The 23,750-nt window shown below is 67.6% G+C and carries 26 protein-coding genes; 15 read left to right on the top strand and 11 right to left on the bottom strand.

Going from position 1 to position 23,750, the window contains the following annotated elements; all coding sequences use genetic code 11:
- Nucleotides 1-175 precede the first annotated feature (175 nt).
- On the bottom strand, nucleotides 176-745 hold the full coding sequence (locus tag AC5P8F_RS11900) for a response regulator transcription factor (protein WP_012510702.1): 570 nt from the start codon (nucleotides 743-745) through the stop codon (nucleotides 176-178).
- The gene (locus AC5P8F_RS11895; protein ID WP_032960817.1) at nucleotides 742-1,968 is read right to left on the bottom strand and encodes an ATP-binding protein; all 1,227 of its coding nucleotides are present in this window, start codon (nucleotides 1,966-1,968) and stop codon (nucleotides 742-744) included. Before AC5P8F_RS11895 ends, AC5P8F_RS11900 begins: the two co-directional genes overlap by 4 nt.
- 114 nt (nucleotides 1,969-2,082) lie before the next feature.
- On the opposite strand from AC5P8F_RS11895, the gene ispG reads away from it, so the two are divergent.
- The 3 genes from ispG (at nucleotide 2,083) to AC5P8F_RS11880 (ending at nucleotide 4,927) form a co-directional block, all read left to right on the top strand.
- Complete coding sequence (gene ispG, locus AC5P8F_RS11890; protein WP_041863307.1) at nucleotides 2,083-3,348, top strand: flavodoxin-dependent (E)-4-hydroxy-3-methylbut-2-enyl-diphosphate synthase; 1,266 nt, start codon at nucleotides 2,083-2,085, stop codon at nucleotides 3,346-3,348.
- A complete protein-coding gene (locus AC5P8F_RS11885) occupies nucleotides 3,329-4,078 on the top strand; it encodes a phosphatase PAP2 family protein (RefSeq protein WP_495228229.1) in 750 nt (249 codons plus the stop codon). The genes ispG and AC5P8F_RS11885 overlap by 20 nt, the downstream gene beginning before the upstream one ends.
- Before the next feature lie 201 nt (nucleotides 4,079-4,279).
- Nucleotides 4,280-4,927 (top strand): response regulator, encoded by a 648-nt coding sequence (locus tag AC5P8F_RS11880; RefSeq protein ID WP_005416124.1) that lies wholly within the window; start codon nucleotides 4,280-4,282, stop codon nucleotides 4,925-4,927.
- Between the two features lie 159 nt (nucleotides 4,928-5,086).
- Here the strand turns inward: AC5P8F_RS11880 and eda are convergent, their stop codons facing one another.
- The 5 genes from eda to zwf all read right to left on the bottom strand — a co-directional run bounded on the left by eda (nucleotide 5,087) and on the right by zwf (nucleotide 11,000).
- Nucleotides 5,087-5,746, bottom strand: coding sequence for a bifunctional 4-hydroxy-2-oxoglutarate aldolase/2-dehydro-3-deoxy-phosphogluconate aldolase (gene eda, locus AC5P8F_RS11875; protein ID WP_495228228.1), 660 nt, complete (start codon nucleotides 5,744-5,746; stop codon nucleotides 5,087-5,089).
- 116 nt (nucleotides 5,747-5,862) lie between these two features.
- Entirely contained in the window at nucleotides 5,863-7,779 is a 1,917-nt protein-coding gene (gene edd / locus AC5P8F_RS11870; protein WP_014646758.1) for a phosphogluconate dehydratase, read from the bottom strand.
- Nucleotides 7,780-7,837: 58 nt separating this feature from the next.
- Nucleotides 7,838-8,563 carry a 6-phosphogluconolactonase gene (gene pgl / locus AC5P8F_RS11865; protein ID WP_014646759.1) on the bottom strand — a complete coding sequence of 242 codons (726 nt, stop codon included), beginning with the start codon at nucleotides 8,561-8,563 and terminating at the stop codon, nucleotides 7,838-7,840.
- Nucleotides 8,560-9,567, bottom strand: a complete 1,008-nt coding sequence (gene glk / locus AC5P8F_RS11860; protein WP_445979115.1) for a glucokinase — start codon at nucleotides 9,565-9,567, stop codon at nucleotides 8,560-8,562. The genes pgl and glk overlap by 4 nt, the downstream gene beginning before the upstream one ends.
- Entirely contained in the window at nucleotides 9,564-11,000 is a 1,437-nt protein-coding gene (zwf, locus tag AC5P8F_RS11855) for a glucose-6-phosphate dehydrogenase (protein ID WP_014646761.1), read from the bottom strand. The genes glk and zwf overlap by 4 nt, the downstream gene beginning before the upstream one ends.
- 352 nt (nucleotides 11,001-11,352) lie before the next feature.
- Between zwf and AC5P8F_RS11850 the strand changes: the two genes are divergently transcribed.
- Entirely contained in the window at nucleotides 11,353-12,435 is a 1,083-nt protein-coding gene (locus AC5P8F_RS11850) for an ABC transporter ATP-binding protein (protein ID WP_049442320.1), read from the top strand.
- A gap of 103 nt (nucleotides 12,436-12,538) precedes the next feature.
- Here the strand turns inward: AC5P8F_RS11850 and ygfZ are convergent, their stop codons facing one another.
- The gene (gene ygfZ, locus AC5P8F_RS11845; protein WP_032958610.1) at nucleotides 12,539-13,414 is read right to left on the bottom strand and encodes a CAF17-like 4Fe-4S cluster assembly/insertion protein YgfZ; all 876 of its coding nucleotides are present in this window, start codon (nucleotides 13,412-13,414) and stop codon (nucleotides 12,539-12,541) included.
- A gap of 39 nt (nucleotides 13,415-13,453) precedes the next feature.
- Between ygfZ and AC5P8F_RS11840 the strand changes: the two genes are divergently transcribed.
- The 10 genes from AC5P8F_RS11840 (at nucleotide 13,454) to AC5P8F_RS11795 (ending at nucleotide 20,382) form a co-directional block, all read left to right on the top strand.
- The gene (locus AC5P8F_RS11840; protein WP_005409075.1) at nucleotides 13,454-13,624 is read left to right on the top strand and encodes a DUF1674 domain-containing protein; all 171 of its coding nucleotides are present in this window, start codon (nucleotides 13,454-13,456) and stop codon (nucleotides 13,622-13,624) included.
- 56 nt (nucleotides 13,625-13,680) lie between these two features.
- Nucleotides 13,681-14,073 (top strand): succinate dehydrogenase, cytochrome b556 subunit, encoded by a 393-nt coding sequence (gene sdhC / locus AC5P8F_RS11835; RefSeq protein WP_024958620.1) that lies wholly within the window; start codon nucleotides 13,681-13,683, stop codon nucleotides 14,071-14,073.
- Nucleotides 14,070-14,456: a succinate dehydrogenase, hydrophobic membrane anchor protein gene (gene sdhD / locus AC5P8F_RS11830; RefSeq protein WP_005409077.1), complete on the top strand. Its 387-nt coding sequence runs from the start codon at nucleotides 14,070-14,072 to the stop codon at nucleotides 14,454-14,456. Before sdhC ends, sdhD begins: the two co-directional genes overlap by 4 nt.
- A gap of 31 nt (nucleotides 14,457-14,487) precedes the next feature.
- The gene (sdhA, locus tag AC5P8F_RS11825) at nucleotides 14,488-16,278 is read left to right on the top strand and encodes a succinate dehydrogenase flavoprotein subunit (RefSeq protein WP_014646765.1); all 1,791 of its coding nucleotides are present in this window, start codon (nucleotides 14,488-14,490) and stop codon (nucleotides 16,276-16,278) included.
- Nucleotides 16,279-16,344: 66 nt separating this feature from the next.
- Nucleotides 16,345-17,130, top strand: a complete 786-nt coding sequence (locus tag AC5P8F_RS11820; protein ID WP_005409079.1) for a succinate dehydrogenase iron-sulfur subunit — start codon at nucleotides 16,345-16,347, stop codon at nucleotides 17,128-17,130.
- A 75-nt stretch (nucleotides 17,131-17,205) separates the two neighbouring features.
- Complete coding sequence (locus AC5P8F_RS11815; RefSeq protein ID WP_049442321.1) at nucleotides 17,206-17,454, top strand: FAD assembly factor SdhE; 249 nt, start codon at nucleotides 17,206-17,208, stop codon at nucleotides 17,452-17,454.
- Nucleotides 17,405-17,854: a hypothetical protein gene (locus tag AC5P8F_RS11810; RefSeq protein WP_041863309.1), complete on the top strand. Its 450-nt coding sequence runs from the start codon at nucleotides 17,405-17,407 to the stop codon at nucleotides 17,852-17,854. Before AC5P8F_RS11815 ends, AC5P8F_RS11810 begins: the two co-directional genes overlap by 50 nt.
- Before the next feature lie 23 nt (nucleotides 17,855-17,877).
- Complete coding sequence (locus AC5P8F_RS11805) at nucleotides 17,878-19,119, top strand: lipoprotein-releasing ABC transporter permease subunit (RefSeq protein WP_032958619.1); 1,242 nt, start codon at nucleotides 17,878-17,880, stop codon at nucleotides 19,117-19,119.
- Nucleotides 19,112-19,825, top strand: coding sequence for a lipoprotein-releasing ABC transporter ATP-binding protein LolD (gene lolD, locus AC5P8F_RS11800; RefSeq protein WP_014036806.1), 714 nt, complete (start codon nucleotides 19,112-19,114; stop codon nucleotides 19,823-19,825). The genes AC5P8F_RS11805 and lolD overlap by 8 nt, the downstream gene beginning before the upstream one ends.
- A gap of 107 nt (nucleotides 19,826-19,932) precedes the next feature.
- Nucleotides 19,933-20,382: a DUF6491 family protein gene (locus AC5P8F_RS11795; RefSeq protein WP_495228226.1), complete on the top strand. Its 450-nt coding sequence runs from the start codon at nucleotides 19,933-19,935 to the stop codon at nucleotides 20,380-20,382.
- Between the two features lie 74 nt (nucleotides 20,383-20,456).
- Here the strand turns inward: AC5P8F_RS11795 and AC5P8F_RS11790 are convergent, their stop codons facing one another.
- The 3 genes from AC5P8F_RS11790 to ftsY form a co-directional block, all read right to left on the bottom strand.
- Entirely contained in the window at nucleotides 20,457-20,726 is a 270-nt protein-coding gene (locus AC5P8F_RS11790; protein WP_004153160.1) for an oxidative damage protection protein, read from the bottom strand.
- Nucleotides 20,727-20,731: 5 nt separating this feature from the next.
- A complete protein-coding gene (gene mutY, locus AC5P8F_RS11785; protein ID WP_495228224.1) occupies nucleotides 20,732-21,856 on the bottom strand; it encodes an A/G-specific adenine glycosylase in 1,125 nt (374 codons plus the stop codon).
- 82 nt (nucleotides 21,857-21,938) lie between these two features.
- Nucleotides 21,939-23,270 carry a signal recognition particle-docking protein FtsY gene (gene ftsY, locus AC5P8F_RS11780; protein ID WP_046429948.1) on the bottom strand — a complete coding sequence of 444 codons (1,332 nt, stop codon included), beginning with the start codon at nucleotides 23,268-23,270 and terminating at the stop codon, nucleotides 21,939-21,941.
- 129 nt (nucleotides 23,271-23,399) lie between these two features.
- Between ftsY and AC5P8F_RS11775 the strand changes: the two genes are divergently transcribed.
- Entirely contained in the window at nucleotides 23,400-23,699 is a 300-nt protein-coding gene (locus tag AC5P8F_RS11775; RefSeq protein WP_014646771.1) for a hypothetical protein, read from the top strand.
- The last annotated feature ends 51 nt before the right edge of the window (nucleotides 23,700-23,750 follow it).

Genomic DNA, 23,750 nt, shown 5'->3' with positions numbered 1-23,750 from the left:
TGCCGGCCAGCGGCCGGCACTACCGCAGCAGATGGGTTGCCGGCCAGCGGCCGGCACTACCGCAGCAGATGGGTTGCCGGCCAGCGGCCGGCACTACCGCAGCAGATGGGTTGCCGGCCAGCGGCCGGCACTACCGCAGCGGATGGGTTGCCGGCCACCGGCCGGTACTACCGCGTCACCGGCTCGGGTCGCGCTCCGGGCTTGGCCGCTTGGCCAGTTTGCGCTGCAGCGAGCGCCGGTGCATGCCGAGAAGGCGCGCGGCCGCTGACACGTTGCCGCCGGTCTCGTGCATCGCCTGCTGGATGTGTTCCCACTGCAGGCGGCTGATCGGCGTCATCGCATCGGGCACTTCCATTTCGCCATCGTCGGCCGGGCCGTCGTCTTCCTCGCCGAGGGCGCGCAGGATCATCGGCACCGTGGCCGGCTTCGGCAGGTAATCATCCGCACCCAGCTTGATCGCCTCCACCGCGGTGGCGATGCTGGCGTAGCCGGTCACCAGCAGTATGCGCATGTCCGCGCGCAGCGCGCGCAGCGGCTGGATCAGTGCCAGGCCGGAATCGCTGCCCAGCTTCAGGTCGATCAGCGCGAAGGCCGGTGGATGCTGCCGGGCCAGCGCCAGCGCACTGGCGGCATCCTGTGCGGTCTGCGTTTCAAGCCCCTTGCGGGCCAGGCTGCGTTGCAGGGTACGCAGGTACAGCTCGTCGTCGTCGACCAGCAGGCCCAGGGTGGAATGGTGAAGGCTCATGGGGTGTCCTCGCGTGGGGCCAGCGGCAGGCGGAAGCCGACGCGGCTGCCGGCCCCCTGGGCCGGGCGCATCCACATCTCGCCGTCGAGGCGTTCGATGGTGGCATGGGACAGGGCCAGGCCGACGCCCATGCCCTCGCTCTTGCTGCTGCCGAACAGCTTGCCCGGCAGCACGGCGGCACGGGCGTCGAAGCCATGGCCGTAGTCGCGGACTTCGCCGATCAGGTCGTCGCCTTCGATGCGCAGGTCCAGGTCCACGCGTGGCCGGCCGGCTTTCTCGCCGGCATCGGCGGCGTTGTTGAGCAGGACCATCAGCAGATGGCCTACGCCCGGGTCCAGCGGCAGCCGCAGCGGCGCATCATCGTTGCGGTGCAGGTCGATGGTCGGCCGCACCAGGCGCCATTGCTCAAGCACCTGCTGTGCGCTGGAATGGCTGCGGCCCGGTGCGTCGGCCGAGGCCGGAGCAGCCAGCGCCAGCACGCGCTCCCGGCACTGCACCAGCAGCTCGCGCAGGGTTTCCATGTCCTCGCGCACTTCCGGCTCTTCGCTGCGCTCGGCCACATCGTCGGCGAGCAGGGTCATGGTCGCCAGCGGCGTGTTCAGTTCATGCGCCACCGAGGCGGCATGCGTGGCCAGCGCGACGATGCCCTCGTTGCGGGCGAAGCGCTCGCGCAGTGCCGACAGTTCCAGTTCGCGCTCCCGCAGGGCCAGCGCCAGCCGGGTGGAGAAGGCCAGTACCACCGCGGCGGAGATCAGGAAGTTGGCGACCACGCCCCAGCGATTCAGGTCCTGCGCGCGGAAATAACCGTCCGGCAATGGCTGGCCGAAGATGCCGCTGGCGGCGTAGCCGAGCAGGCAGGCCAGTGCGACCGCCAGTGCCCAGCGCAGGGGCAGGGCGAACGCGGCCAGCGCGATCAGGATCAGGAACAGCGAGCTGAACGGGTTGGCCATGCCGCCGCTCCAGCCGACCATCCAGGTCAGGATGATCACGTCCACCAGGATGTGGCCGAACGCGGTCAGCGGTGCGGTGTCAGCCGCGTCCGGACGCAACTGGGTATAGATGTTGAACAGGGCCAGCACCGCCACGCCGGCCCATAGCGGCAGCTGCGGCAACGGCAGGCCCAGCACCCAGGTGGCAACCAGGATGGTGGCGGCCTGGCCGCCTACGGCAAGCCAGCGCAGGCTGCACAGGGTACGGAGAAACGGGGCGTCGGGACCGGTCATTCACGCTCATCGTATGCGTTCACGGGCGGCTGTGCCTGCGACAATCGGCCGCAGCCGTGCCACCGGCTGAATGCGAGTCACCCGGAATGCGGGGGCGGGCGGTAGAATGCGCCCATGCACGACGCCGTCACCCGCCCGACTCCTCCCTCCGATGCCACCTCCTGGCCCCGCCGCCAGACCCATGCCGTGCAGATCGGCGGGGTCACCGTAGGCGGAGGCAAGCCGGTCGTGGTGCAGTCGATGACCAACACCGACACGTCCGACGTGGCCTCCAGCGTGAAGCAGGTGGCCGAGCTGTGGCGGGCCGGTTCGGAAATGGTGCGTTTGACCGTCAATACCGTGGAAGCCGCTGCGGCGATCCCGCGCATCGTCGACAAGCTGGCGATGATGGGCATCGACGTGCCGCTGATCGGTGATTTCCACTACAACGGCCACCAGCTGCTGACCGCCGAGCCGGCATGTGCCGAAGCGCTGGCCAAGTACCGCATCAATCCGGGCAACGTCGGCTTCGGCAAGAAGAAGGATCTGCAGTTCGCTCAGTTGATCGAGTTCGCGATCCGCTACAACAAGCCGGTGCGCATCGGTGCCAACTGGGGCTCGCTGGACCAGGCCCTGGCGGCGAAGTTGATGGACGAGAACAACCTGCGCGAGCAGCCCTGGGATGCCGGTCGCGTGCTGCGCGAGGCGCTGATCCGTTCGGCGCTGGATTCGGCCGAGCAGGCGGTGGAGCTCGGCCTGCCGCGCGATCGCATCGTGCTGTCGGCCAAGGTCAGTGGCGTGCAGGAGCTGATCGCGGTGTACCGCGACCTGGCCCAGCGCTCCGATTTTGCCCTGCACCTGGGCCTGACCGAGGCCGGTATCGGCAGCAAGGGCATCGTCGCCTCGTCGGCGGCGTTGGGCGTGCTGCTGCAGGAAGGCATCGGTGACACCATCCGCATCTCGCTGACCCCGGAACCGGGCCAGTCGCGCACGCAGGAAGTGATCGTCGCCCAGGAACTGCTGCAGACCACCGGCCAGCGTGCCTTCACGCCGCTGGTCACGGCTTGTCCGGGCTGCGGCCGCACCACCTCCGAGTTCTTCCAGGAACTGGCCAAGGTGGTGCAGAACCACGTGCGCGAGAAGATGCCGCTGTGGAAGATCCACCATCCGGGTGCGGAGAACATGACCCTGGCGGTGATGGGCTGCATCGTCAATGGGCCGGGTGAGTCGCGGCACGCCAACATCGGTATTTCCCTGCCGGGCACCGGTGAAACCCCGGCCGCGCCCGTGTTCGTCGATGGCGAGAAGAAGGTGACCCTGCGTGGCGAGAACATCGCCCAGGAGTTCGTCGCCCTGATCGACGATTACGTCGAACACAAATATGTCCGAAGCGCCGGATAAGCCTGCGATCCTCGCTGCGCCGGAGTCCGCCTCCGGTTTCCGCCACTGGATGGCCCGCAATGCCTGGCGCCTGGTGCTGCTGTTCGGTGGCGTGCTGCTGCCGTTGGCGGGTTTCGTCGCGCTGGCCGACGAAGTGCACGAGTTTGAATCGTTCCATTTCGATGCGCCGCTGCTGTGGCAGATGCATGGCCTGCACTCAGCGCTGCTGGACCGCTTCTTCGTGCTCATTTCCAGGCTGGGCTACGAATGGTTCCTGATTCCCGCCGACGTGCTGATCATCGGCGTGCTGCTGGGCTACCGGCGTTGGCGTGAGGCCACCTTCGTGGCGGTCAGCTTCGTCGGCTCGGCGCTGCTGAACATGGGCAGCAAGCATTTCTTCCAGCGCCAGCGCCCCAGCCTGTGGGAATCGATCGCGCCGGAATCGACGTTCAGCTTTCCCAGCGGCCACGCGATGGGCTCGATGACCCTGGCCGTGACCCTGGTGCTGCTGGCCTGGAACACCCGCTGGCGCTGGCCGGTGCTGCTGCTGGCGCCCGCGTTCAGCCTGCTGGTCAGCGTCTCCCGGGTCTATCTGGGCGTGCATTACCCCTCCGATATCCTGGCCGGATGGTGTGCCGCGCTGGTTTGGGTGGTAGGGTGCTATCTGGTCATGTTCAGTCGCCGGCATCCTTGGCGACGTCAGGATTCGCCGCCAGCGACGGCCAGCGAAGCATCATCACAGGGGGATTGACGTGGATGGCCCCTCCGGGGCGTCTACGTAATAGATCAGTTGTTTCGTTGCAGCAGGTTCTGCAAGACAGGGGGCAAGCACAACGCGCGGTACTGTGATGCGCAAGGCAGAATGCCCGGGTCGCATCTCGAACGCGCTTGCAGGGGTATCGGCGCCCTGCCTAGCTTGACCTGCAATGGCCGCATTCGAAGAGGTACGTGAATGACGATTCGAGTCTACCTGGTGGATGACCACGCACTGGTCCGCACCGGGATGAAGATGATCCTGTCGGGGGAGACCGACATCGAGGTGGTGGGCGAAGCCGAGACCGGCGAAGATGCGCTGCGCGACGTCCGCCAGCTGCTGCCGGACGTGGTGCTGTGCGACCTGCACCTGCCCGGCGTGAGTGGCATGGAGGTGACCGAGCGCATCGTCCGCAGCCATCGCAACACCCGCGTGGTGATCGTGTCGGTGCTGGAAGACGGTCCGCTGCCGAAGCGCTTGCTGGAAGCCGGGGCTGCGGGCTACATCGGCAAGGGCTGCGATGCACAGGAGCTGCTGCGTGCGGTGCGCGATGTGGCCATGGGCCGTCGCTACCTGGGCACCAGCATCGCGCAGAACCTGGCCTTGTCGACCGTTGAAGGCAACGGCTCTCCATTCGACAGCCTGTCGCCGCGCGAGCTGGAAGTGGCGTTGCTGCTGACCCAGGGCCTGCGCCAGGAAGACATCGCGCGGCGCCTGAGCCTGAGTGCGAAGACGGTGAACACGCACAAGGCGCGGCTGTTCGAGAAGATGGGGATCCACGACAACATCGCGCTGGCGCGCATGGCCAGCCAGTACGGGCTGGTGGATCCGGCACGGCCGCTGTAAGGGATTCGGCCAACGGCTGAGCCCTCCGCAGGGCCACCGACAGGTTCCGTGCGCCGTCACTGCCGATAGAGGAAATGTAGAGCCGAGCCTATGCTCGGCTGCTTTCCGGCCTGCGGGCGCGGAGCCGAGCATGGGCTCGGCTCTACACCTGTGTCGGGCTCAGTGGCCGCGTACGCGCTTGATGATCTTCGCGGCGTCGGCGGCGCTGGCGCGCACATTGTCCCACTGACCGTCGGCGATCCAGCTGCCCGGCACCATCCACGAACCGCCGATGCAGACCACGTTCTTCTGCTCGAGGTACTCGGCGGCGGTGTTTTCGGTGATGCCGCCGGTCGGGCACAGCTTGAGGTCGGCAACCGGGCCGGCCAGACCCTTGATCATCGCCAGCCCCCCCACGGCGGTGGCAGGGAACAGCTTGCACACGCGGAAGCCGCGCGCATACAGCGACAGCAGTTCGGTCGGCGTGGCCGCACCCGGCACTACCGGCAGCGGGGCCGCCGCCAGCGCATCGGCCAGCGCCGGTGGCGTACCCGGGGTCACCAGGAAGTCCGCGCCCGCATCGATCGACTGCTGCATCTGCTCCACGGTCAGCACCGTGCCGGCGCCCACCACCACGTCCGGCAGCTCGCGCTTGAGCATCGCCAATGCTTCCATCGCCACTGGCGTACGCAGCGTCAACTCGATCGCCGGCAGGCCACCTTCCAGCAACGCCGCACTGACCGCACGCGCCTGGTCCAGCGTATGAATCGTCACCACCGGCAGAATGCCCGCCGCACGCAACAGCTCCGCCGCCTTCACCTGATGTTGTTCGATACCCATGCTTTTGCCCTTGCCTTTGCTCTTCTTGATTCAGTGGCCGCAGCGCAAATGACGCGCCGGGAATTGTCCAGGGCGCTCTACTGCCCAGGCCGGGAAGCCTGCCGCGGCTTTTCGCTTCAGGCGTCTTTTGCCTCATGCGGCGCCGCCGCCGCTGCGGCATCGTGCCCCAGCTCGTACTCCGCGTCGTATTCCCACGGCCCGCCATCGGCCGCCGCCGGCCCGCACGAAATCGAAATCGCGCCCTGATCAGCCGGACCCACCACGCGACGGTTGATCGCGAACAGGTTGCGGCCCAGGTCATGCGCGGCAGGCGCCGTGTTCGGGGCCAGCGGACGCGCGGCCCACTCGGCCGCGTCCACCAGCACTTCCAGCGTGCCGGCCTCGCCATCAAGGCGGATCATGTCGCCCTCGCGGACCTTGGCCAGCGGACCACCGCGCGCCGCTTCCGGCGTCACATGGATCGCCGCCGGAATCTTGCCCGAGGCGCCGGACAGGCGGCCGTCGGTGACCAGTGCCACGCGCCGGCCCTGGTTCTGCAGCAGCCCCAGCAGCGGCGCCAGCGAATGCAGTTCCGGCATGCCGTTGGCACGCGGGCCCTGGTAACGCACCACCGCCACGAAGTGCTCGGGCAGCAGGCCGCCGGCATGCAGCTTGTTCAGCACCTGCGGCGCATCGACAACCACGGCCGGTGCTTCGATCGTGCGGTACTGCGGCTTCACCGCCGACAGCTTGATCAGCGACTTGCCCAGGTTGCCGCGCAGCAGGCGCAGGCCGCCCTGGTGCTCGAACGGGTTGTCGACGCCACGCACCACTTCGTCATCGGCGCTGTGTTGCAGGCCCGGCAGGTAGACCAGCTGGCCGTCGCGCAGCTGCGGCTCGCGCGCGTAGTCGGCCATGCCGCCGCGCGCCACGCTGACCAGGTCACCGTGCATCAGGCCCGCCCTGATCAGCTCGCCGAACACGAAGGCCGGTCCGCCAGCGGCCGCGAAGCGGTTCACGTCGGCCTCGCCGTTCGGATAGACGCGGGCCAGCAGCGGAATCAGCTGCGACAGTTCGTCGAAGTCGTCCCAGGTCAGCACGATGCCGGCGGCACGCGCCACTGCGATCCAGTGGATGGTGTGGTTGGTCGAACCGCCGGTGGCCATCAGCGCGATGACCGCGTTGATGATCGCGCGCTCATCAATGATCCGGCCCAGCGGACGGAAGTCGTCGCCGAGCGCGGTGATGTCCAGTGCACGTTCGGTGGCTTCGCGGGTGAGGGCGTCGCGCAGCGGCGTGCCCGGATTGACGAACGATGCTCCCGGCAGCTGCACGCCCATCGCTTCCAGCAGCACCTGGTTGGAATTGGCGGTGCCGTAGAAGGTGCAGGTGCCAGCGCCGTGGTACGACGCGGACTCGGCTTCCAGCAGCTCTTCGCGGGTGGCTTCGCCGGCGGCATAGCGCTCGCGCACTTCCGCCTTCTGCTTGTTCGGGATGCCCGGGGTCATCGGGCCGGCCGGCACGAACACCGCCGGCAGGTGGCCGAAGGCCAGCGCGCCGATCAGCAGGCCCGGCACGATCTTGTCGCACACGCCGAGGTAGACGGTGGTATCGAACATGTCATGGCTGAGGCCGATCGCAGTGGCCTGGGCGATCACATCGCGCGAGAACAGCGACAGTTCCATGCCGCCGCGGCCCTGGGTGACGCCGTCGCACATCGCCGGCACGCCGCCGGCCACCTGTGCGGTGGCACCCAGCCCGCGGGCGATCTCGCGGATCTGCTCGGGATAGGTCTCGAACGGCTGGTGCGCCGAGAGCATGTCGTTGTAGGCGGTGATGATGCCCAGGTTCGGCGTCACGCCGCCGCGCAGGCGGCTCTTGTCGGTGCCGCCACAGGCGGCGAATCCGTGGGCGAGGTTGCCGCAGCTCAGGCGGCTGCGGAACGGGCCTTCGCGCAGGGAGGCGTCGATCGCGGCCAGGTAGGCGGCACGCGAGGCGGCGCTGCGGCGGATGACACGCTCAGTGATGGCTTGCAATTGCGGATGGAGGCTCATTGGCTACCGGCGTTCAAGGTGGCGAGAGGCAAGCGGCGGCAGGGCACCGCCGCCGACATCAATCAGCCCAGTGGACGCGCAGGCGCGCGCCTTCCAGGTTGATCGCGTTGAGGATCGGATACTGCTGGGCGTCGTTGCTGTCCAACGCCTGGCGCAGCACCTGCAGCTTCTGCTTGCCGCGCAGCAGCAGCAGGCGCTGTCGGCACTGGCGCAGCCCATGCGGGGTCAGCGTGATGCGCAGCGGCCACTGGTTCGCGCCCGGGCAGCCGGTGGCATCCAGCGCGGCATAGGGCAGGGTGCTTTCCAGTGCGCGGGCGAGGTCCTTCGAGCCCGGGAACAGCGAGGCGGTGTGGCCGTCGTTGCCCATGCCCAGTGCCACCAGGCTCGGCGGCTGGCTGTGCTGTGCCTGCAGGTTGGCGGTGTACACGCATTCGGGCAGGGGCTTGCCGATCCGCACCAGTGGATCGAAATGCGCACCCTCGGCGCGTTTCAGCAGGTGCTCGCGCACCAGCCAGGCATTGCTGTCGCGATCCTGCGGCGACAGCCAGCGCTCGTCGGCCAGGCTCACTTCCACCCGGTCCCAGTGCACGTCCAACTCGGCCAGCGCCTGGTAGACCGGCGCCGGTGTAGTGCCGCCAGACAGCAGGATGCGGGCGCGGCCCACTTCGTTGATGTCGTGGTTGAGGGTGTGCGCCATCTCGGCGGCAACGGCTTCGATCCAGCCATCGGCATCGCCATGGTTGATGAACTCGATGCGGTCGTCGTGGAAGGTGGTGGGGCTCATGCGGCAACTCCAGGTGTGTCACGTTCGGCGTCGGCGGCATAGGCGGCGGCGCCCAGCAGTCCGGCGTGGGGATGCATCACCGCCAACGAGGGCACGCGCGCCATGATGGAAGAGAACCGGCCCTTGTGCTCGAAGCGTTGGCGGAAACCGGAGTGCTGCAGCGAATCGAGCATCTTCGGGGTCAGCCCGCCGGTCAGGAACACGCCGTCCCAGGCGCCCTGGGTCAGCACCAGATCGCCAGCAATGGCGCCGAACACGGCGCAGAACACATCCACGGTGCGCATCGCCTGCGGATCGCCGTGCAGGGCGCGGGCGGTCACGTCCACCGGCTGCAGCTGGCCCGGATCGATGCCGGCCATCTCGCACACGGCGCGATGGATGTTGACCAGGCCGGGGCCGCAGATCAGGCGCTCGTTGGAGACGCGGCCGAACTGCTCGGACAGGATCTCCAGGATGCGGATCTCTTCCGGGGTTCCCGGCGGGAAGCTGACATGGCCGCCTTCGGTTTCCAGCGGATAGCAACGGCCGTGGCGCATGATCAGGCCGCCGACGCCGAGCCCGGTACCGGGCCCGATCACCGCGTAGTTGCGTGGCTGGCCGGGCTTGCCCGGTACCCAGGCAGCCCCACCGACCTGGACCACGTCATCGGGCTGCAGCAGCGAAATCGCCATCGCCTGTGCGGCGAAGTCGTTGATCAGGTGCAGTTCGTCGAACCCGAGCATGGCAGCGGTGCGGCTGCGCGAGATCACCCACGGATGGTTGGTGATGCGTGCTTCGTCACCATCCACGCGACCGGCCACGGCGAACACGCCGCGGCTTGCCGTGGCGCCGATCTGTTCCAGATGGTGGCGCGCGGCATCACCCAGCGACGGGAACTCCGCCACCGCGTACTCGCGGATGCTGTCCTTCTGCAGCGGTGCGTCCAGCGAGGTGTCGGCCAGGGCGAAGCGCGCGTTGGTGCCACCGATGTCGGCGACCAGCACTGGCTGCGAGCTGGCACTCATGCCGACGCTCCGCTGTCGGGCGCGTCCAGGTCCTGCGGCAGGAACCCGCCCGCATTGCCCGGGCCCCATTGGCCGGCGGGGTAGGGCTCCAGCGGCAGCTTGGCGTCCTTCCAGGCGTCGGCGACGCTGTCGATCCAGGCCCAGGCCGCACGCACTTCGTCATCGCGCACGAACAGCGTGTGGTTGCCGTTGAAGGCATCCAGGAACAAGCGTTCGTAGGCGATACGGCGGTGCAGGCCGGTCGGCACCGACAGTTCCAGCTCCAGCGGATGCAGCTCCAGCGCGCCCCATTCCGGGCCTGCCAGGCTGCTCATCAGGCCCAGTTCGATGTTTTCCTGCGGCTGCAGCTGGAACACCAGGCGGTTCGGTGCGGCCTGCGCGCGCTGCGGGCGCTCGAACAGCCAGTGGGTGACCGGCTTCAGCGTGACCACCACGCGGGTGGTGCGCTCGGGCAGGCGCTTGCCGGTGACCAGGTGGAACGGCACGCCGCTCCAGCGCCAGTTGTCGATATGCGCGGTGACACCGGCGAAGGTTTCCACGTCGCTGCCTTCCGGCGGCTGGTAGGCCTGTGCCGGCTGGCCATTGATGGTGCCGGCGGTGTAGCGGCCACGGATGCTGTCACGCGCGGCGTGCCTGGCATCGAGCGGGCGCAGGGCGCGCAGCACCTTGACCTTCTCGTCGCGGATGCGATCGGCTTCCAGCGATGCCGGCGGTTCCATCGCCACCATGCACAGCAGCTGCAGGATGTGGCTCTGCACCATGTCGCGCAGCGCGCCGGAGCGGGCGTAATAGGCATCGCGGCCATCCACGCCTTCGCTTTCGGCCACCAGGATGTGCACCGATTCGATGTAGTTGCGGTTCCACACCGCTTCCAGCAGCGTGTTGCCGAAGCGCAGTGCGATCAGGTTCTGCACCGCGGCCTTGCCCAGGTAGTGGTCGAGGCGGAACACGCGGTCCTCGTCGATCCACTGGCCGATGGTGCTGATGATTTCCTCGGCGCTCTCGCTGTCGCTGCCGATCGGCTTTTCCAGCATCAGGCGTGCCGGCGCGGCGAGGGCGCCGCCCTTGGCCAGGCCTTCGCAGGTGGAGATGTACAGGCCCGGCGGGATGGCGAGGTAGCTGACGCACTTGCGGTGCACGAGGTCGGCGACCGCGGCGGCAACCGAGTCGACGTCGCGCAGGTCCACAGAGCGGTAGTCGATGCGACGCAGCAGGGCGCTGATGTCGTCCTGCGTGGCCATCGGCATGGCCTGCTGCAGGCGCGGCCGCAGGATGTCATGGAAGGCTTCGGTGTCATGCCCGGACAGGGCCAGCGCACGGATGCGGAAGTCCTCCGGCAGCAGGCCGTCGCCAAGCAGGCGAAGCAGCGAAGGGAACAGGTAGCGCTGGGCCAGATCACCTGTGGCACCGAACAGGAAGAGGGTGTCGTGCATCGCTCGAGTTTCAGATCCGGGTGACATCGTTGTCAATCGCTTCATGGCTGGGTTCGGGGGACATCCGCGCAACTGCCTGTCCGAGGTTCGTCAGGGGCGTTCTCCGGGGTGCCGGAAGACCGTTCCATTCGAAACCACTGCCTCGGCGGAACCTTCGTTCAACCGCCGACGCAGATCGGTGCGCACCGATCATCGGATAGTGCCACGTGAAAACGTTTACATGGCAGAATGGGCAACTGTATTCGATTGCAGTGCTCGCCGTCATGCGGCAAGCGCGCAATCATCACTGCCATCGGGAGGGCCGAGGCAGTCCCAAAAGACAGCCCGGCTTCGGGCGGACCGGATAGGTGATATGGCAAAAGTGCAGTTGCAGGGTGTGCGCAAGGTCTATGACAACGGCCAGGTCGCGGTGAAGGACGCCAGCTTCGAGGTCGCCGATGGCGAGCTGATGGTGCTGGTCGGCCCGTCCGGCTGTGGCAAGTCGACCCTGCTGCGGATGGTGGCTGGCCTGGAGGAGATCAGCGGCGGCACGCTGACCATCGGTGATCGCGTGGTCAACGACGTGGCGCCGAAGGATCGCGACATCGCGATGGTGTTCCAGAGTTATGCGCTGTACCCGCACATGACCGTGGCCGAGAACCTGGCCTTTGGCCTGAAGCTGCGCGGTCACGACAAGGCGACCATCGACAAGCGCATCGCCGAGGCGGCGCAGACGCTGGGCCTGACCGAGATGATGGACAAGCTGCCCAAGGCGATGTCCGGTGGCCAGCGCCAGCGTGTCGCGCTGGGCCGTGCGCTGGTGCGCGAGCCGGCGGTGTTCCTGCTCGACGAACCGCTGTCCAACCTGGATGCCAAGCTGCGCCACAGCGTGCGTACCGAGATCGCGCAGCTGCACCGCAAGCTGGGCACCACCATGATCTACGTGACGCACGATCAGGTGGAAGCGATGACCCTCGGCCAGCGCATCGTGGTGCTGAAGGACGGCATCATCCAGCAGATCGATACGCCAATGGCGCTGTACGACCGCCCGGCCAACCTGTTCGTGGCGGGCTTCCTCGGCAGCCCGGCGATGAACGTGCTGCGCGGCACGCTGCAGGGCGATGCCGGTGGCGTGACCGTGGTCGACGGTGACTGGTGTGCGCCGCTGGGCCAGGCCACCATCGACCCGGCGTGGCTGCAGAAGCCGATCGCGGTGGGCGTGCGTCCGGAGCATCTGCAGCCGGCGGCCGCCGACGATGCGCATGCGTTCAGCGCGCGGATCGAAGGCATCGAGCCGGTCGGCAACGAGATCTTCGTCAACCTCAGCAGTGGCCAGCACGCGCTGACCATGCGCGTGGCGCCGCAGGCGCTGCCCGAGGTGGGCGAGCAGATCCGCGTGGCGATCCACCCGCAGGGCCTGCATTTCTTCAGCGCGGAAACCGGCGAGCGCCTGTAAGGGGTAGTGCCGGCCGCTGGCCGGCAACCTCAACCCTGCATGGTTGCCGGCCAGCGGCCGGCACTACCATTCCTGCACCCATCCGTGCAGGTCCCCGCCTGCTTCAGCGGGCCAGGCCATCCAGCAACGGCACGCGCTGCGCAATGGCATCGCCCACCTGCAGGTCAGCGTCGCTGGCCTCCAGTGGCAGTACCGCCAGTGCCAGGTCGCCGGCCACGCTGGCAATCGTGCCCAGCCCCGCGCCATCCTGCTGCACGCCATCGCCGGCCTGTGCCGGTGCTGCGGTATGCAGCAACTGCACCGCACGCTTGGCCTTGCCGAGGAAGTGGGTGCGGGCGACGATTTCCTGGCCGGGATAGCAGCCCTTCTTCACGCTGTAGCCGTTCAGGCGGTCCAGGCCCAGCTGTTGGGGGGTCCACACTTCGCGCTGGCCTTCTTCCAGCCGCGGCAGGCCGTAGCGCAGGTCGGCCTGGCGCCAGGCCAGGGCGAAAGCGGCCTCATCGGCTTCATTGCCGGCCGCGAACGCGTCGGCGCTGCCAACGCGCAGGGTGCGCGGCAGGGCATCGCTGCCCAGGTCCAGCTCCCAGCCGTCGCCTGCGGTCTGCGCAATCGCCGCGCCGCTGGCGGCCTCGGGCGCGGTGAACGCGCCAGCCGCCGCCAGATCGCTGCGCACCTGCACCTTCACCTTGCGGCGGAACACGAAGCGCTGCAGTTGCGACGCAATCGCATCGGCATCGCCGTCAGCCAGCACCAGCATCACGTGGTCTTCGGCCAGCCGAAGCAGCTGGAACACCGCCAGGGTGCGGCCCTTGGCGCTCAGCCAGGCACTCCACTGCCAGTGCTGCAGGGGCAGGGCGGTGACATCGCTGCTGAACTGGGCGTGGGCAAAGACAGCCGCATCCGGGCCCTGCAGGCTCAGCAGCTGGTGGCCGGGCAGGCGCGGATATCCGACGAAAGCAGGGGGCAGGTTGTCAGGCACGTGAACGAGGTCTAAAATTTGTGCGTTGCGAGACCGAACATGATAGGCCAAACAACCCCCACTCCCGACGACGAATCTGAAGCCCCGCTGGTCCCCGCGGCACCCGTGCCCGTGGAACAGGAAAAAGCGGAAGAATTCGGCGGCCGCGGCGGACTTGATCCGGTGCGGTATGGCGATTGGGAGAAAAACGGACGCTGCATCGATTTCTGATCAGCATTGAGCCAACGCGGCCGTGTGCCGCCCAGCCGAGACAACGAGCCCAGCGAATGGCGACCAGACAACGCCCACTTTCCCCGCACCTTCAGGTGTATCGCTGGCAGATTCAGATGGCCACCTCGATCCTGCATCGAGCCACTGGCGTCTTTCTGTCTGTTGGTGCCCTCATCATCGCCGCCGGCCTGCTGGCCCTGATGATGGGGCCCGAGTCCTGGAACTGCTTCACCGGCCATGCCGGGGCCTGGTATGGCCGCGTGTTCCTGTTCGCGTGGACATGGTCGTTCGCCTATCACCTGTGCAATGGCATCCGCCACGTCGTGCAGGACTTCGCCATCGGCTTCAGCATCCCCGCCTTCATCCGCAGCAGCTGGCTGTCGGTCATCGGCAGCCTGGTGATCACCCTGCTGGTGTGGGCCTATGTGATGTTCGGAGGTGCCGCGTGAGCAAGTTCCGTACCCCGTTGAAGAACGTGCGCGGCCTTGGCTCGGCCAAGACCGGCACCGAGCACTTCGTGCACCAGCGCCTGACCGCCGCCGCACTGGTGGTGCTGGGCATCTGGTTCCTGGTCTTCGTGCTGGGCCTGCTGGGCTCGGACTACGCCACCGCCGCCGCCGCCGTGGCCAAGCCGTGGAACGCGGTGCCGCTGATCGGCCTGCTGATCGCGATGTTCTGGCACGCGCAGCTCGGCATGCAGGTCGTGCTGGAAGACTACATCCACGAATCGCTGCTGGCCCTGGTGCTGCAGACCGCGGTGAAGTTCGTCGCCGTGCTCGGCATGATCGTCAGTGTGTTTGCGGTGGGCCGCATCGCCCTCGGCGTTGCCTGAGCCCAGGCACCTACACAGGAATCCAGATTAGATGTCCGCTTACAAGATCACCGAACACAAGTACGACATGGTCGTGGTCGGCGCCGGCGGTGCCGGCCTGCGCGCCACGTTCGGCCTGGCCGCCAAGGGCCTGCAGACCGTGTGCCTGACCAAGGTCTTCCCGACCCGTTCTCACACCGTTGCCGCCCAGGGCGGTATCTCGGCCGCGCTCGGCAACATGGGCGAGGACGACTGGCGCTACCACTTCTTCGACACCATCAAGGGGTCGGACTGGCTGGGCGACCAGGACGCCATCGAGTACATGTGCCGTGAGGCCATCCCGGCCATCATCGAGCTCGAACATTACGGCGTGCCGTTCTCGCGCACCGCCGAAGGCAAGATCTACCAGCGTCCGTTCGGTGGCATGACCACCAAGTATGGCGAAGGCCCGGCGGCGCAGCGTACCTGCGCGGCGGCCGACCGTACCGGCCACGCGATGCTGCACACGCTGTACCAGCAGTCGCTGAAGCACGACGCGCGCTTCATGATCGAGTACTTCGCGCTCGACCTGATCTTCGACGAGGAAGGCGCCTGCCGCGGCGTGCTGGCCCTGGACATGTCCGACGGCACCCTGCACCTGTTCCGCGCCCAGGGCGTGGTACTGGCCACCGGCGGCTACGGCCGTGCCTACTTCAGCGCCACCTCGGCGCACACCTGCACCGGCGACGGTGGCGGCCTGGCCATGCGTGCCGGCATCGCCATGCAGGACATGGAGTTCGTGCAGTTCCACCCGACCGGCATCTACGGCGCCGGCTGCCTGATCACCGAGGGTGTCCGCGGTGAAGGTGGCATCCTGCGCAACAGCAGCGGCGAGCGCTTCATGGAGCGTTACGCGCCGCACTACAAGGACCTGGCCTCGCGCGACGTGGTCAGCCGTTCGATGACCATCGAGATCCGCGAAGGCCGCGGCGTCGGCGAGCACAAGGACCACATCCTGCTCGACCTGACCCACCTCGGCCCGGGCGTGATCGACGAGAAGCTGCCGGGCATCGCCGAGAGCGCCCGCATCTTCGCCGGCGTCGACGTACACAAGCAGCCGATTCCGGTCATCCCGACCGTGCACTACAACATGGGCGGCATCCCGACCAATTACCACGGCGAAGTGGTGCAGAAGGTCGGCGACAACGACAACGCGGTAGTGCCGGGCCTGTACGCCATCGGCGAAGCGGCCTGCGTGTCCGTGCACGGCGCCAACCGCCTGGGCTCGAACTCGCTGCTGGACCTGGTGGTGTTCGGCCGTGCCGTGGCCAACCGCTGTGCCGAGACCATCAAGCCGGGCGCTGCGCACAAGCCGCTGCCGGCCGATGCCTGCGACAAGGCGCTGGGCCTGCTGGACAAGCTGCGCCACGCCAACGGCGATACCCCGACCTCGGTCATCCGCGATCGCATGCAGCGCACCATGCAGGCCGACGCGGCGGTCTTCCGCACCAGCCAGACGCTGAAGGAAGGCTGCGAGAAGATGGACAAGATCTTCGACTCGTTCCAGGACGTGAAGGTCTCCGACCGTTCGCTGGTGTGGAACTCGGACCTGATCGAGACCTACGAGCTGAACAACCTGCTGCTCAATGCGGTGGCGACGATCAACTCGGCCGAACAGCGCAAGGAAAGCCGCGGCGCGCATGCGCACGAGGACTTCCCGGACCGCGACGACGTCAACTGGCAGAAGCACACCCTGGTCAGCGTCGACGAGAAGGGCAAGTGCAGCTTCGACTACCGTCCGGTGCACATGTACACGTTGACCGACGACGTGTCCGTGGTGCCGCCGAAGCCGCGCGTGTACTGATCCGACCCCGCCTACCATGCAATCCGCGCCCACGGGCGCGGGCCGCCTGAGCCAACGAGAGCAGCCATGGCCGAGTTTTCACTCCCCAAGAATTCCAAGATCACGAAGGGCAAGCACTTCCCCGTCAAGAACGGCGGCAAGAACGTGCGCACCTTCAAGATCTACCGCTGGAGTCCGGACGACGACAGCAACCCGCGCACCGATACCTATGAAGTCGATCTGGACGCCTGTGGCCCGATGGTCCTGGACGCCCTGATCAAGATCAAGAACGAGATCGACCCGACCCTGACCTTCCGCCGCTCGTGCCGCGAAGGTATCTGTGGTTCGTGCGCCATGAACATCGACGGCACCAACACCCTGGCCTGCACCCGAGCCATCTCGGACTGCGGCAAGAAGGAAGTGCCGATCTACCCGCTGCCGCACATGAACGTGGTCAAGGACCTGGTTCCGGACCTGACCCACTTCTACGCGCAGTACGCGTCGATCAAGCCGTGGATCCGCACCCAGACCCCGGCACCGCCGGACCGCGAGCGCCTGCAGTCGCCGGAAGACCGCAAGAAGCTGGACGGCCTGTACGAGTGCATCCTGTGCGCCTGCTGCTCGACCAGCTGCCCGAGCTACTGGTGGAACGGCGAGCGTTACCTGGGCCCGGCGATCCTGCTGCAGGCCTACCGCTGGATCATCGACTCGCGCGATGAGGACACCGGTGCGCGCCTGGACGATCTGGAAGATCCGTTCAAGCTGTACCGCTGCCACACCATCATGAACTGTGCCCGGACCTGCCCGAAGGGCCTGAACCCGGCACTGGCGATCGCCGAGATCAAGAAGCTGATGATGGAACGCCGCGCCTGATACACGGCGCAGGGTAGTTGCATGACCCCAGTAGAGCCACGCCATGCGTGGCTTTGCTGTATCTGGAGAAACACGATGGAAGAAGACGTTCTGCTGAAGAAGCTGCGCTGGCGCTGCCGCCGCGGCATGCGTGAGCTGGACCAGCTGTTCGGCCGCTACCTGGACCACGAGTGGAGCACTGCGCCGACCGAAGAGCGCGAGGTTTTCCTGTTCCTGCTCGACTGCGAGGACGATAAGTTGTGGCGCTGGTTCATGGGCTACGAGGCCTGCCCGCATGCGCACGCGATCCCCTTCATGCAGAAGATCCTCGCCCTCAAGCCTTGAGTGGCGCCCCTCGCGGCTGCAGGCCGCCGCCCAGTTGGCGGTGCTGCTGGCTGCGCCGTGGCTGCTGCGCGCATCGGATCTGCCTTCACGGCTGCTGATGCCCGCAGTGGTGCTGGCCTGGTGCACGGGCCTGGCCGAACTGGCCTGGCGCCAGCGCAGGCCGCGCGTGCAGGTGCTTCTGCCGCCGCTTCCCGAGCCACTGCAGGTGGCCGGGCAGGACGTTGATACGCCACGGCTGGTGGTGCGTGGCCCATGGCTGTTGTTGCTGTGGCGTGAGGATCGGCGCCGCCAGCGCCTGCTGTTCTGGCCGGATGTGCTCGATTCCGGGCAGCGACGTGAACTGCGACTGGCCGTGGCCGCACGCGCCGTTTCCCGTCAGCCCCGGACGATGGCACCATAAGCTGAATTGACCGGCGTGCCTGCATGTTCAAACCCATTCCCGTGGCCATTGGCCTGCGCTACCTGCGCGCCAAGCGCCGCAACGGCTTCATCTCCTTCATCTCGATGGCATCGATCCTGGGCATCGCGCTCGGCGTTACGGTGCTGATCACCACGTTGGCGGTGATGAGCGGATTCCAGAAGGAAATCCGCAGCCGCCTGCTGCAGATGACCGCGCACACCACCATCAGCCGCGACGGCGAGCCGATGCCGGACTGGATGCGCGTGGTCGACGTAGCCCGCAAGGATCCGCGCGTGGCCGGTGCCGCGCCTTACATCGAGATCCAGTCGATGATCAGCGGCCCACGCGTGCAGGGTGCGATCATCCAGGGCATCGATCCGGCGCTGGAGCCGAAGGTATCGGTGATCGACAAGAAGGTCACCAAGGGCAGCTATGCCAGCCTGACGCCGGGCAGCTTCAACCTGCTGCTGGGCAAGGAACTGGCGATCTGGCTCGGCGTCGACGTCGGTGACCAGGTGCTGGTGACCTTCGCCGAAGTGCAGGGCACGCCTGCCGGTGCCGTGCCGCGGATGAAACGCTTCACCGTCAGCGGCATCTTCGAGGCCGGCTACAACGAGGTCGACCGGGGCGTCGGCTTCGCCAACATGCAGGACCTGGAGCGCGTGCTGCGCAGCGACGGCGCCACCGGCGTGCGGCTGAAGCTGCACGACATGGACCGCTCGCTGGAAGTGGGCGTGGACCTCGCGCAGAGCCTGGGTGGTGCCTACCGCGTGAGTGACTGGACCCAGCAGAACGCCAACCTCTACCACTCGCTGCGCATGGAGAAGGTGGTGATGGGCATCCTGCTGTCGCTGATCATCGCCATGGGTGCGTTCAACCTGGTGTCCTCGCAGGTGATGCTGGTGACCGACAAGCAGGCCGACATCGCCATCCTGCGCACCCTCGGCCTGACCCCGGGCGGGGTGATGCAGGTGTTCATGGTGCAGGGTTCGCTGATCGGCATCTTCGGCACGCTGGCCGGCCTGATCGGCGGCATCACCCTGACCCTCAACCTGGAACGCATCCTGGGCGCCATCGAAAGCGTGTTCAACGTCAAGCTGCTGCCGGAGGATGTGTACTACATCACCGGCCTGCCGACCGACATGCAGACCGGCGACGTGGTGGCGATCACCGTGGTCGCGCTGCTGATGAGCTTCCTGGCGACCCTGTATCCCGCCTGGCGGGCGGCACGCACCCAGCCGGCGGAGGCCCTGCGTTATGAATAAGGTCTTCAACCGCGGCGATGAGGTGATCCGCGCCGAAGCACTGGGCAAGACCTACGCCGAAGGGCGCATGCAGACCCCGGTGTTCGATGGACTGGACCTGACCGTGACCGCCGGCGAAACCGTGGCGATCATCGGTGCCTCCGGTGCCGGCAAGAGCACGCTGCTGCACCTGCTGGGCGGGTTGGATATTCCGACCGCAGGCGAGGTCTACGTGACCGGCCAGCGCATGTCCGCGCTGTCGGACACCGCGCGTGGCCTGCTGCGCAACCAGGCGCTGGGCTTCGTCTACCAGTTCCACCACCTGTTGCCTGAGTTCACCGCGCTGGAAAACGTGATGATGCCGGTGCTGCTGGCCGGCACTGCCGTGGCCGAAGCGAGCAGCCGGGCCACCACGCTGCTGGAAGCGGTCGGCCTCGGACATCGTCTGGACCACAAGCCGGGCGAGCTGTCCGGCGGCGAACGCCAACGTGCCGCGGTGGCACGTGCGCTGGTCAATCATCCGGCCTGCGTGCTCGGTGACGAGCCGACCGGCAACCTGGATGACCGCACCGCGGGCACCGTGTTCGAGCTGATGCTGGAACTCAACCGCGCGCGTCATACCAGCCTGGTGCTGGTTACCCACGACCGCAGCCTGGCGCGGCGCCTGGACCGGGTGCTGGAGCTGCGCGAAGGGCGCCTGCACGCACTGGCCCACGCCGACGTCTGAGCGGCCGGCAACGGCCGCCTCCCGGCGCCTGAACGGGTTTACCTGCCCTCGCGCCGGTCGCACATCGGCCGGCGCATGATCGCAGCAGGTTCCCCGAGGAGATCGCCATGAAGACCCCGATCCTGATCGCCGGACTCTGCCTGGCGCTGGCCGCCTGCGCGACCAGCGGCCGGCTCAGCAGTACCGAGAAACTGGATCTGTACCGCGCCCACGCCGGCGCGCCGCAGAACGACATGCAGTTCTTCGGCAGCCTCAATGGCTGGACCGAACTGGGTGACAGCGCGCTGGCGGTGTGGACCCGGCCGAGCGAGGCTTACCTGCTGGAACTGAGTGGTCCGTGCCCGGACCTGTCGTACGCCACCGCCATCGGGTTGACCAGCAGCATGGGCCGCGTGTCATCGCGTTTCGACAAGGTGCTGGTGCGCGACCCGACCGGTGGCCCGCGCATGCCGTGCTTCATCAACAGCATCCGCAAGCTGGACGTGAAGGCACTGCGTGCCTCCGAGCAGGAGCTGCGCCAGGCGCAGGTGCAGGAGCGCGAGGAAAATACGAAATAGCGCGGTAGTGCCGGCCGCTGGCCGGCAACCTGGCATCTGCGCGATGCCGGCCAGCGGCCGGCACTACCTTTGGGTCAGGCTTCCGGGGTGAAGCCGGCAGGCTTTTCCGCGTCCTTCTCGAACAGGAACTTGACCAGTTCGCCCTCAAGGAATGCGCGATGCTCCGGGGTGCGCGGCGACAGGCGGTTTTCGTTGATCAGCATGGTCTGGTGCGCGAGCCACGCGGCCCAAGCCTGCTTGCCGATGTTGTTGAAGATGCGCTGGCCCAGTTCGCCGGGGTAGGGCACGAAGTCCAGGCCCTCGGCATCGCGTTGTTCGTACTGGCAGAAGACGGTTCGGGACATGGCACTCACTCGTGGTTGCGGGGTTTCTTGGAATTTCGTTTCGGCGCCTTGGTCGTGGCGCCGTCGAGCAGCTTGCGGATCGGCGCTGGCAGGCCCAGCGCGGGCAGCTCGTCGTTGGCGACCCAGCGCAGCGTGGGTTCTTCCACGCGCAGGCCGTGCACCTGCCGCGACAGTACCTGCAGGTGCAGCTTGTAGTGGCTGAAGGTGTGCTTCAACACCGGCAGTTCCTCGGCGTCTTCCAGCGAACCTTCGACGTGCGCGTCGAACCAGTCCTGCAGTACGCTGCCGGCATCGGCCTGCGGCAGCGTCCACAGCTGCGCCCAGATGCCGGTGTCCGGCCGCTTCTGCAGCAGCACGCGCTGCTGGGCATCGCGCAGCAGCAGGGCCACGGCTTCGCGCTCGGGCAGGGTCCTGCTGGGCTTGGGCGTGGGCAGTTCGGCGGTACGGCCTTCGCGGCGCGCCGCGCACGCGTCCTGCAGCGGGCAGATCACGCAGGCTGGCTTGGCGCGGCTGCACACCGTCGCACCCAGGTCCATCTGTGCCTGGGTGTAATCAGCCATTCGCCCGGCCGGCACCTGCGCCACGTGCGCCTCGGCAATCGACCACAACTGTTTCTCGATGGCCGGCAGGCCGGGAAAGCCGTCGATGCCGTGGTAACGGCTGAGCACGCGCTTGACGTTGCCATCGAGGATCGCGAACGGATCGTTCCAGGCCTGGCTGAGGATCGCACCTGCGGTGCTGCGGCCGATGCCGGGCAGGGCATGCAAGGGATCGAAATCGCGCGGCAGGTCGCCGTCGTGCAGTTCCACGCAGCGCTTCGCGGCGGCATGCAGGTTGCGTGCGCGGGCGTAGTAGCCGAGCCCGGCCCACTGCGCCATCACCGCGTCATTGCTGGCGGCGGCGAGGTCGGGCAGCGTCGGGAAATGCTGCAGGAACCGCTGGAAGTACGGGATGACCGTGGCTACCTGGGTCTGCTGCAGCATGATTTCCGACAGCCAGACCCGATAGGGGCTGCGTGGGTGCTGCCAGGGCAGGTCGTGGCGACCATGGTCGTCGAACCAGTGCAGCAGGCGGGCGACGAAACCGTCCCGTTCTGCAGTTTCGGCGCTGGCGTGCGGCTGGCGGGGCATTGGAGTTCCAGAGAGGCAGCCACCCGTGGGGTGGCTCTACCAGGCTGCGGTAGAGCCACGCCATGCGTGGCTGCGCGGTGTATCAGGCGCCCAGCGCTTCGGGCAGCAGGGCGTCGACGAACGCTTCCGGATCGAACACGCGCAGGTCTTCCGGGCGCTCGCCGATACCGGCAAAGCGGATCGGGATGCCGAACTCGCGGGCCAGCGCGAACACCACGCCGCCCTTGGCAGTGCCGTCCAGCTTGGTCACCACCAGGCCGGTCACGTTCACTGCGGCATTGAACTGGCGCAACTGCGACAGCGCGTTCTGGCCGGTGGTGCCGTCGATCACCATCAGCACTTCGTGCGGGGCGGTGGGGTCGATCTTGCCGAGCACGCGGCGGATCTTGCCCAGCTCGTTCATCAGGCCGGACTGGGTGTGCAGGCGGCCGGCGGTATCGGCGATCAGCACCGAGGTGCCGCGGGCCTTGCCGGCCTGCAGCGCGTCGAATGCCACGGAAGCGGCATCGGCGTTCTGCCCCTGCGCGACCACGGCTACGCCGTTGCGCTCGCCCCAGGCCTGCAACTGGGCCACGGCGGCGGCGCGGAAGGTATCGCCGGCAGCCAGCATCAGGCTGTGGCCGTCGTCCTTGAAGCGCTTGGCCAGCTTGCCGATGGTGGTGGTCTTGCCGACGCCGTTGACGCCGACGGTGAGCACCACGAAGGGCTTGGCGTTGCGATCGATCACCAGCGGCTTGGCCACCGGCTGCAGGATCGCGATCAGCTCGGCGCGCAACGCGGCCAGCAGCGCATTGGCGTCGGCGAACTCGCGCGACTTCATGCGCTTGCGCAGGCCCTCGACCAGATCGGTGGTGGCGCCCACGCCGACGTCGGCGGTGATCAGTGCGGTTTCCAGCTCGTCCAGCAGATCGTCGTCGAGCTTGGGGTTGCGCGAGAACAGTCCACCGAAGCTGCGCGCGATGACGCTGTTGCGCAGGCGTTCGCGCCAGCCGGGCTTGCCGGCAGGCGCCGGAACGGCATCGATCGAGGCGGCGGCAGGCAGGTCGTCGGTGACCGGTGCCGGGGTGGGCTGAGGCAGTGGTGCGGGTGCCGGTTCGATGGCCGGGGCCGCCACCGGGGCGACGTCGATCCGGGCGGCCGATTGCGGAGCGCTCGGAGCGGGAACGACCGGAGCCGGAACCACCGGAGCCGGAACCACCGGGGTGGGCTCGAAAGCGACCGGAACGACGGCTGCCGGCGGCGGCTCGGCCGGCGCAGGCGCGGCCGGTACGGCTACCGGTGCTGGCTCTTTGTCCTCGACCGGCGCGGCCGACGGGAACGCCGCCGCCAGCTCTTCAGCCGAGTAGTGCTGGGTCTTGGGTGCCTCCGCTGCGGGGGCATCCTGGGGCTTCTTGCGGCGGAAAAAACTGAGCATTGGCAAAAGGCGCTGAAATCAGGGGGATATGCTACCACTCGGGCCTGTCGGGCCGATGTGGACTCAAGGTCGCGGCCCGCCGGCCGTTAACCGGTCCGGAGGGCTGCGTCGTGCGGCCCGGAGACCGCCATGGACAACGTGATGGGAATTGCCCTCGGCGGGATGCGTGCGTCCCAGCAGGGCGTGCAGGTGGCTGCGCACAACGTGGCCAACCTGGCGACCCCGGATGCCCAGCGCCTGCAGCTGCAGCGCAGTGCTGCCGGGCAGGGTGGGGTGCAGGCCGCGGTGATTCCCGTCGGCGCCGATGCCGGCGCGCCGCTGGGTGACCTGCTGGCCGCGAAAGCCGAGGTGGTGGCCTTCGCCGCCAATGCCGCGGTGATCCGCCGCCAGGACCAGATGCTGGGTTCGCTGCTGGATCGCGACGCCTGAACCCCTTCGGCAGGCGCCAACCGCCGCCCCTGGTGGGTGCCAACCTTGGTT

Source organism: Stenotrophomonas sp. YJH_SMC_69 (genome assembly GCF_059370495.1).
Note: the sequence above shows the minus strand (reverse complement) of the source record. Positions and strands in the feature narration are given on the sequence as shown.

What these genes read in the sequence shown, in the direction of transcription:
- AC5P8F_RS11880 (WP_005416124.1), top strand. Translation starts at nt 4,280, where the DNA reads ATGACGATTCGAGTCTACCTGGTGGATGACCACGCACTGGTCCGCACC.
- zwf (WP_014646761.1), bottom strand. Translation starts at nt 11,000, where the DNA reads ATGCACGACACCCTCTTCCTGTTCGGTGCCACAGGTGATCTGGCCCAG.
- lolD (WP_014036806.1), top strand. Translation starts at nt 19,112, where the DNA reads ATGAATAAGGTCTTCAACCGCGGCGATGAGGTGATCCGCGCCGAAGCA.
- ispG (WP_041863307.1), top strand. Translation starts at nt 2,083, where the DNA reads ATGCACGACGCCGTCACCCGCCCGACTCCTCCCTCCGATGCCACCTCC.
- AC5P8F_RS11795 (WP_495228226.1), top strand. Translation starts at nt 19,933, where the DNA reads ATGAAGACCCCGATCCTGATCGCCGGACTCTGCCTGGCGCTGGCCGCC.
- AC5P8F_RS11850 (WP_049442320.1), top strand. Translation starts at nt 11,353, where the DNA reads ATGGCAAAAGTGCAGTTGCAGGGTGTGCGCAAGGTCTATGACAACGGC.
- AC5P8F_RS11885 (WP_495228229.1), top strand. Translation starts at nt 3,329, where the DNA reads ATGTCCGAAGCGCCGGATAAGCCTGCGATCCTCGCTGCGCCGGAGTCC.
- AC5P8F_RS11815 (WP_049442321.1), top strand. Translation starts at nt 17,206, where the DNA reads ATGGAAGAAGACGTTCTGCTGAAGAAGCTGCGCTGGCGCTGCCGCCGC.
- sdhA (WP_014646765.1), top strand. Translation starts at nt 14,488, where the DNA reads ATGTCCGCTTACAAGATCACCGAACACAAGTACGACATGGTCGTGGTC.
- edd (WP_014646758.1), bottom strand. Translation starts at nt 7,779, where the DNA reads ATGAGCCTCCATCCGCAATTGCAAGCCATCACTGAGCGTGTCATCCGC.
- AC5P8F_RS11895 (WP_032960817.1), bottom strand. Translation starts at nt 1,968, where the DNA reads ATGACCGGTCCCGACGCCCCGTTTCTCCGTACCCTGTGCAGCCTGCGC.
- eda (WP_495228228.1), bottom strand. Translation starts at nt 5,746, where the DNA reads ATGGGTATCGAACAACATCAGGTGAAGGCGGCGGAGCTGTTGCGTGCG.
- AC5P8F_RS11820 (WP_005409079.1), top strand. Translation starts at nt 16,345, where the DNA reads ATGGCCGAGTTTTCACTCCCCAAGAATTCCAAGATCACGAAGGGCAAG.
- AC5P8F_RS11900 (WP_012510702.1), bottom strand. Translation starts at nt 745, where the DNA reads ATGAGCCTTCACCATTCCACCCTGGGCCTGCTGGTCGACGACGACGAG.
- ftsY (WP_046429948.1), bottom strand. Translation starts at nt 23,270, where the DNA reads ATGCTCAGTTTTTTCCGCCGCAAGAAGCCCCAGGATGCCCCCGCAGCG.
- sdhC (WP_024958620.1), top strand. Translation starts at nt 13,681, where the DNA reads ATGGCGACCAGACAACGCCCACTTTCCCCGCACCTTCAGGTGTATCGC.
- AC5P8F_RS11810 (WP_041863309.1), top strand. Translation starts at nt 17,405, where the DNA reads ATGCGCACGCGATCCCCTTCATGCAGAAGATCCTCGCCCTCAAGCCTT.
- AC5P8F_RS11775 (WP_014646771.1), top strand. Translation starts at nt 23,400, where the DNA reads ATGGACAACGTGATGGGAATTGCCCTCGGCGGGATGCGTGCGTCCCAG.
- AC5P8F_RS11790 (WP_004153160.1), bottom strand. Translation starts at nt 20,726, where the DNA reads ATGTCCCGAACCGTCTTCTGCCAGTACGAACAACGCGATGCCGAGGGC.
- glk (WP_445979115.1), bottom strand. Translation starts at nt 9,567, where the DNA reads ATGAGTGCCAGCTCGCAGCCAGTGCTGGTCGCCGACATCGGTGGCACC.
- AC5P8F_RS11840 (WP_005409075.1), top strand. Translation starts at nt 13,454, where the DNA reads ATGATAGGCCAAACAACCCCCACTCCCGACGACGAATCTGAAGCCCCG.
- AC5P8F_RS11805 (WP_032958619.1), top strand. Translation starts at nt 17,878, where the DNA reads ATGTTCAAACCCATTCCCGTGGCCATTGGCCTGCGCTACCTGCGCGCC.
- mutY (WP_495228224.1), bottom strand. Translation starts at nt 21,856, where the DNA reads ATGCCCCGCCAGCCGCACGCCAGCGCCGAAACTGCAGAACGGGACGGT.
- pgl (WP_014646759.1), bottom strand. Translation starts at nt 8,563, where the DNA reads ATGAGCCCCACCACCTTCCACGACGACCGCATCGAGTTCATCAACCAT.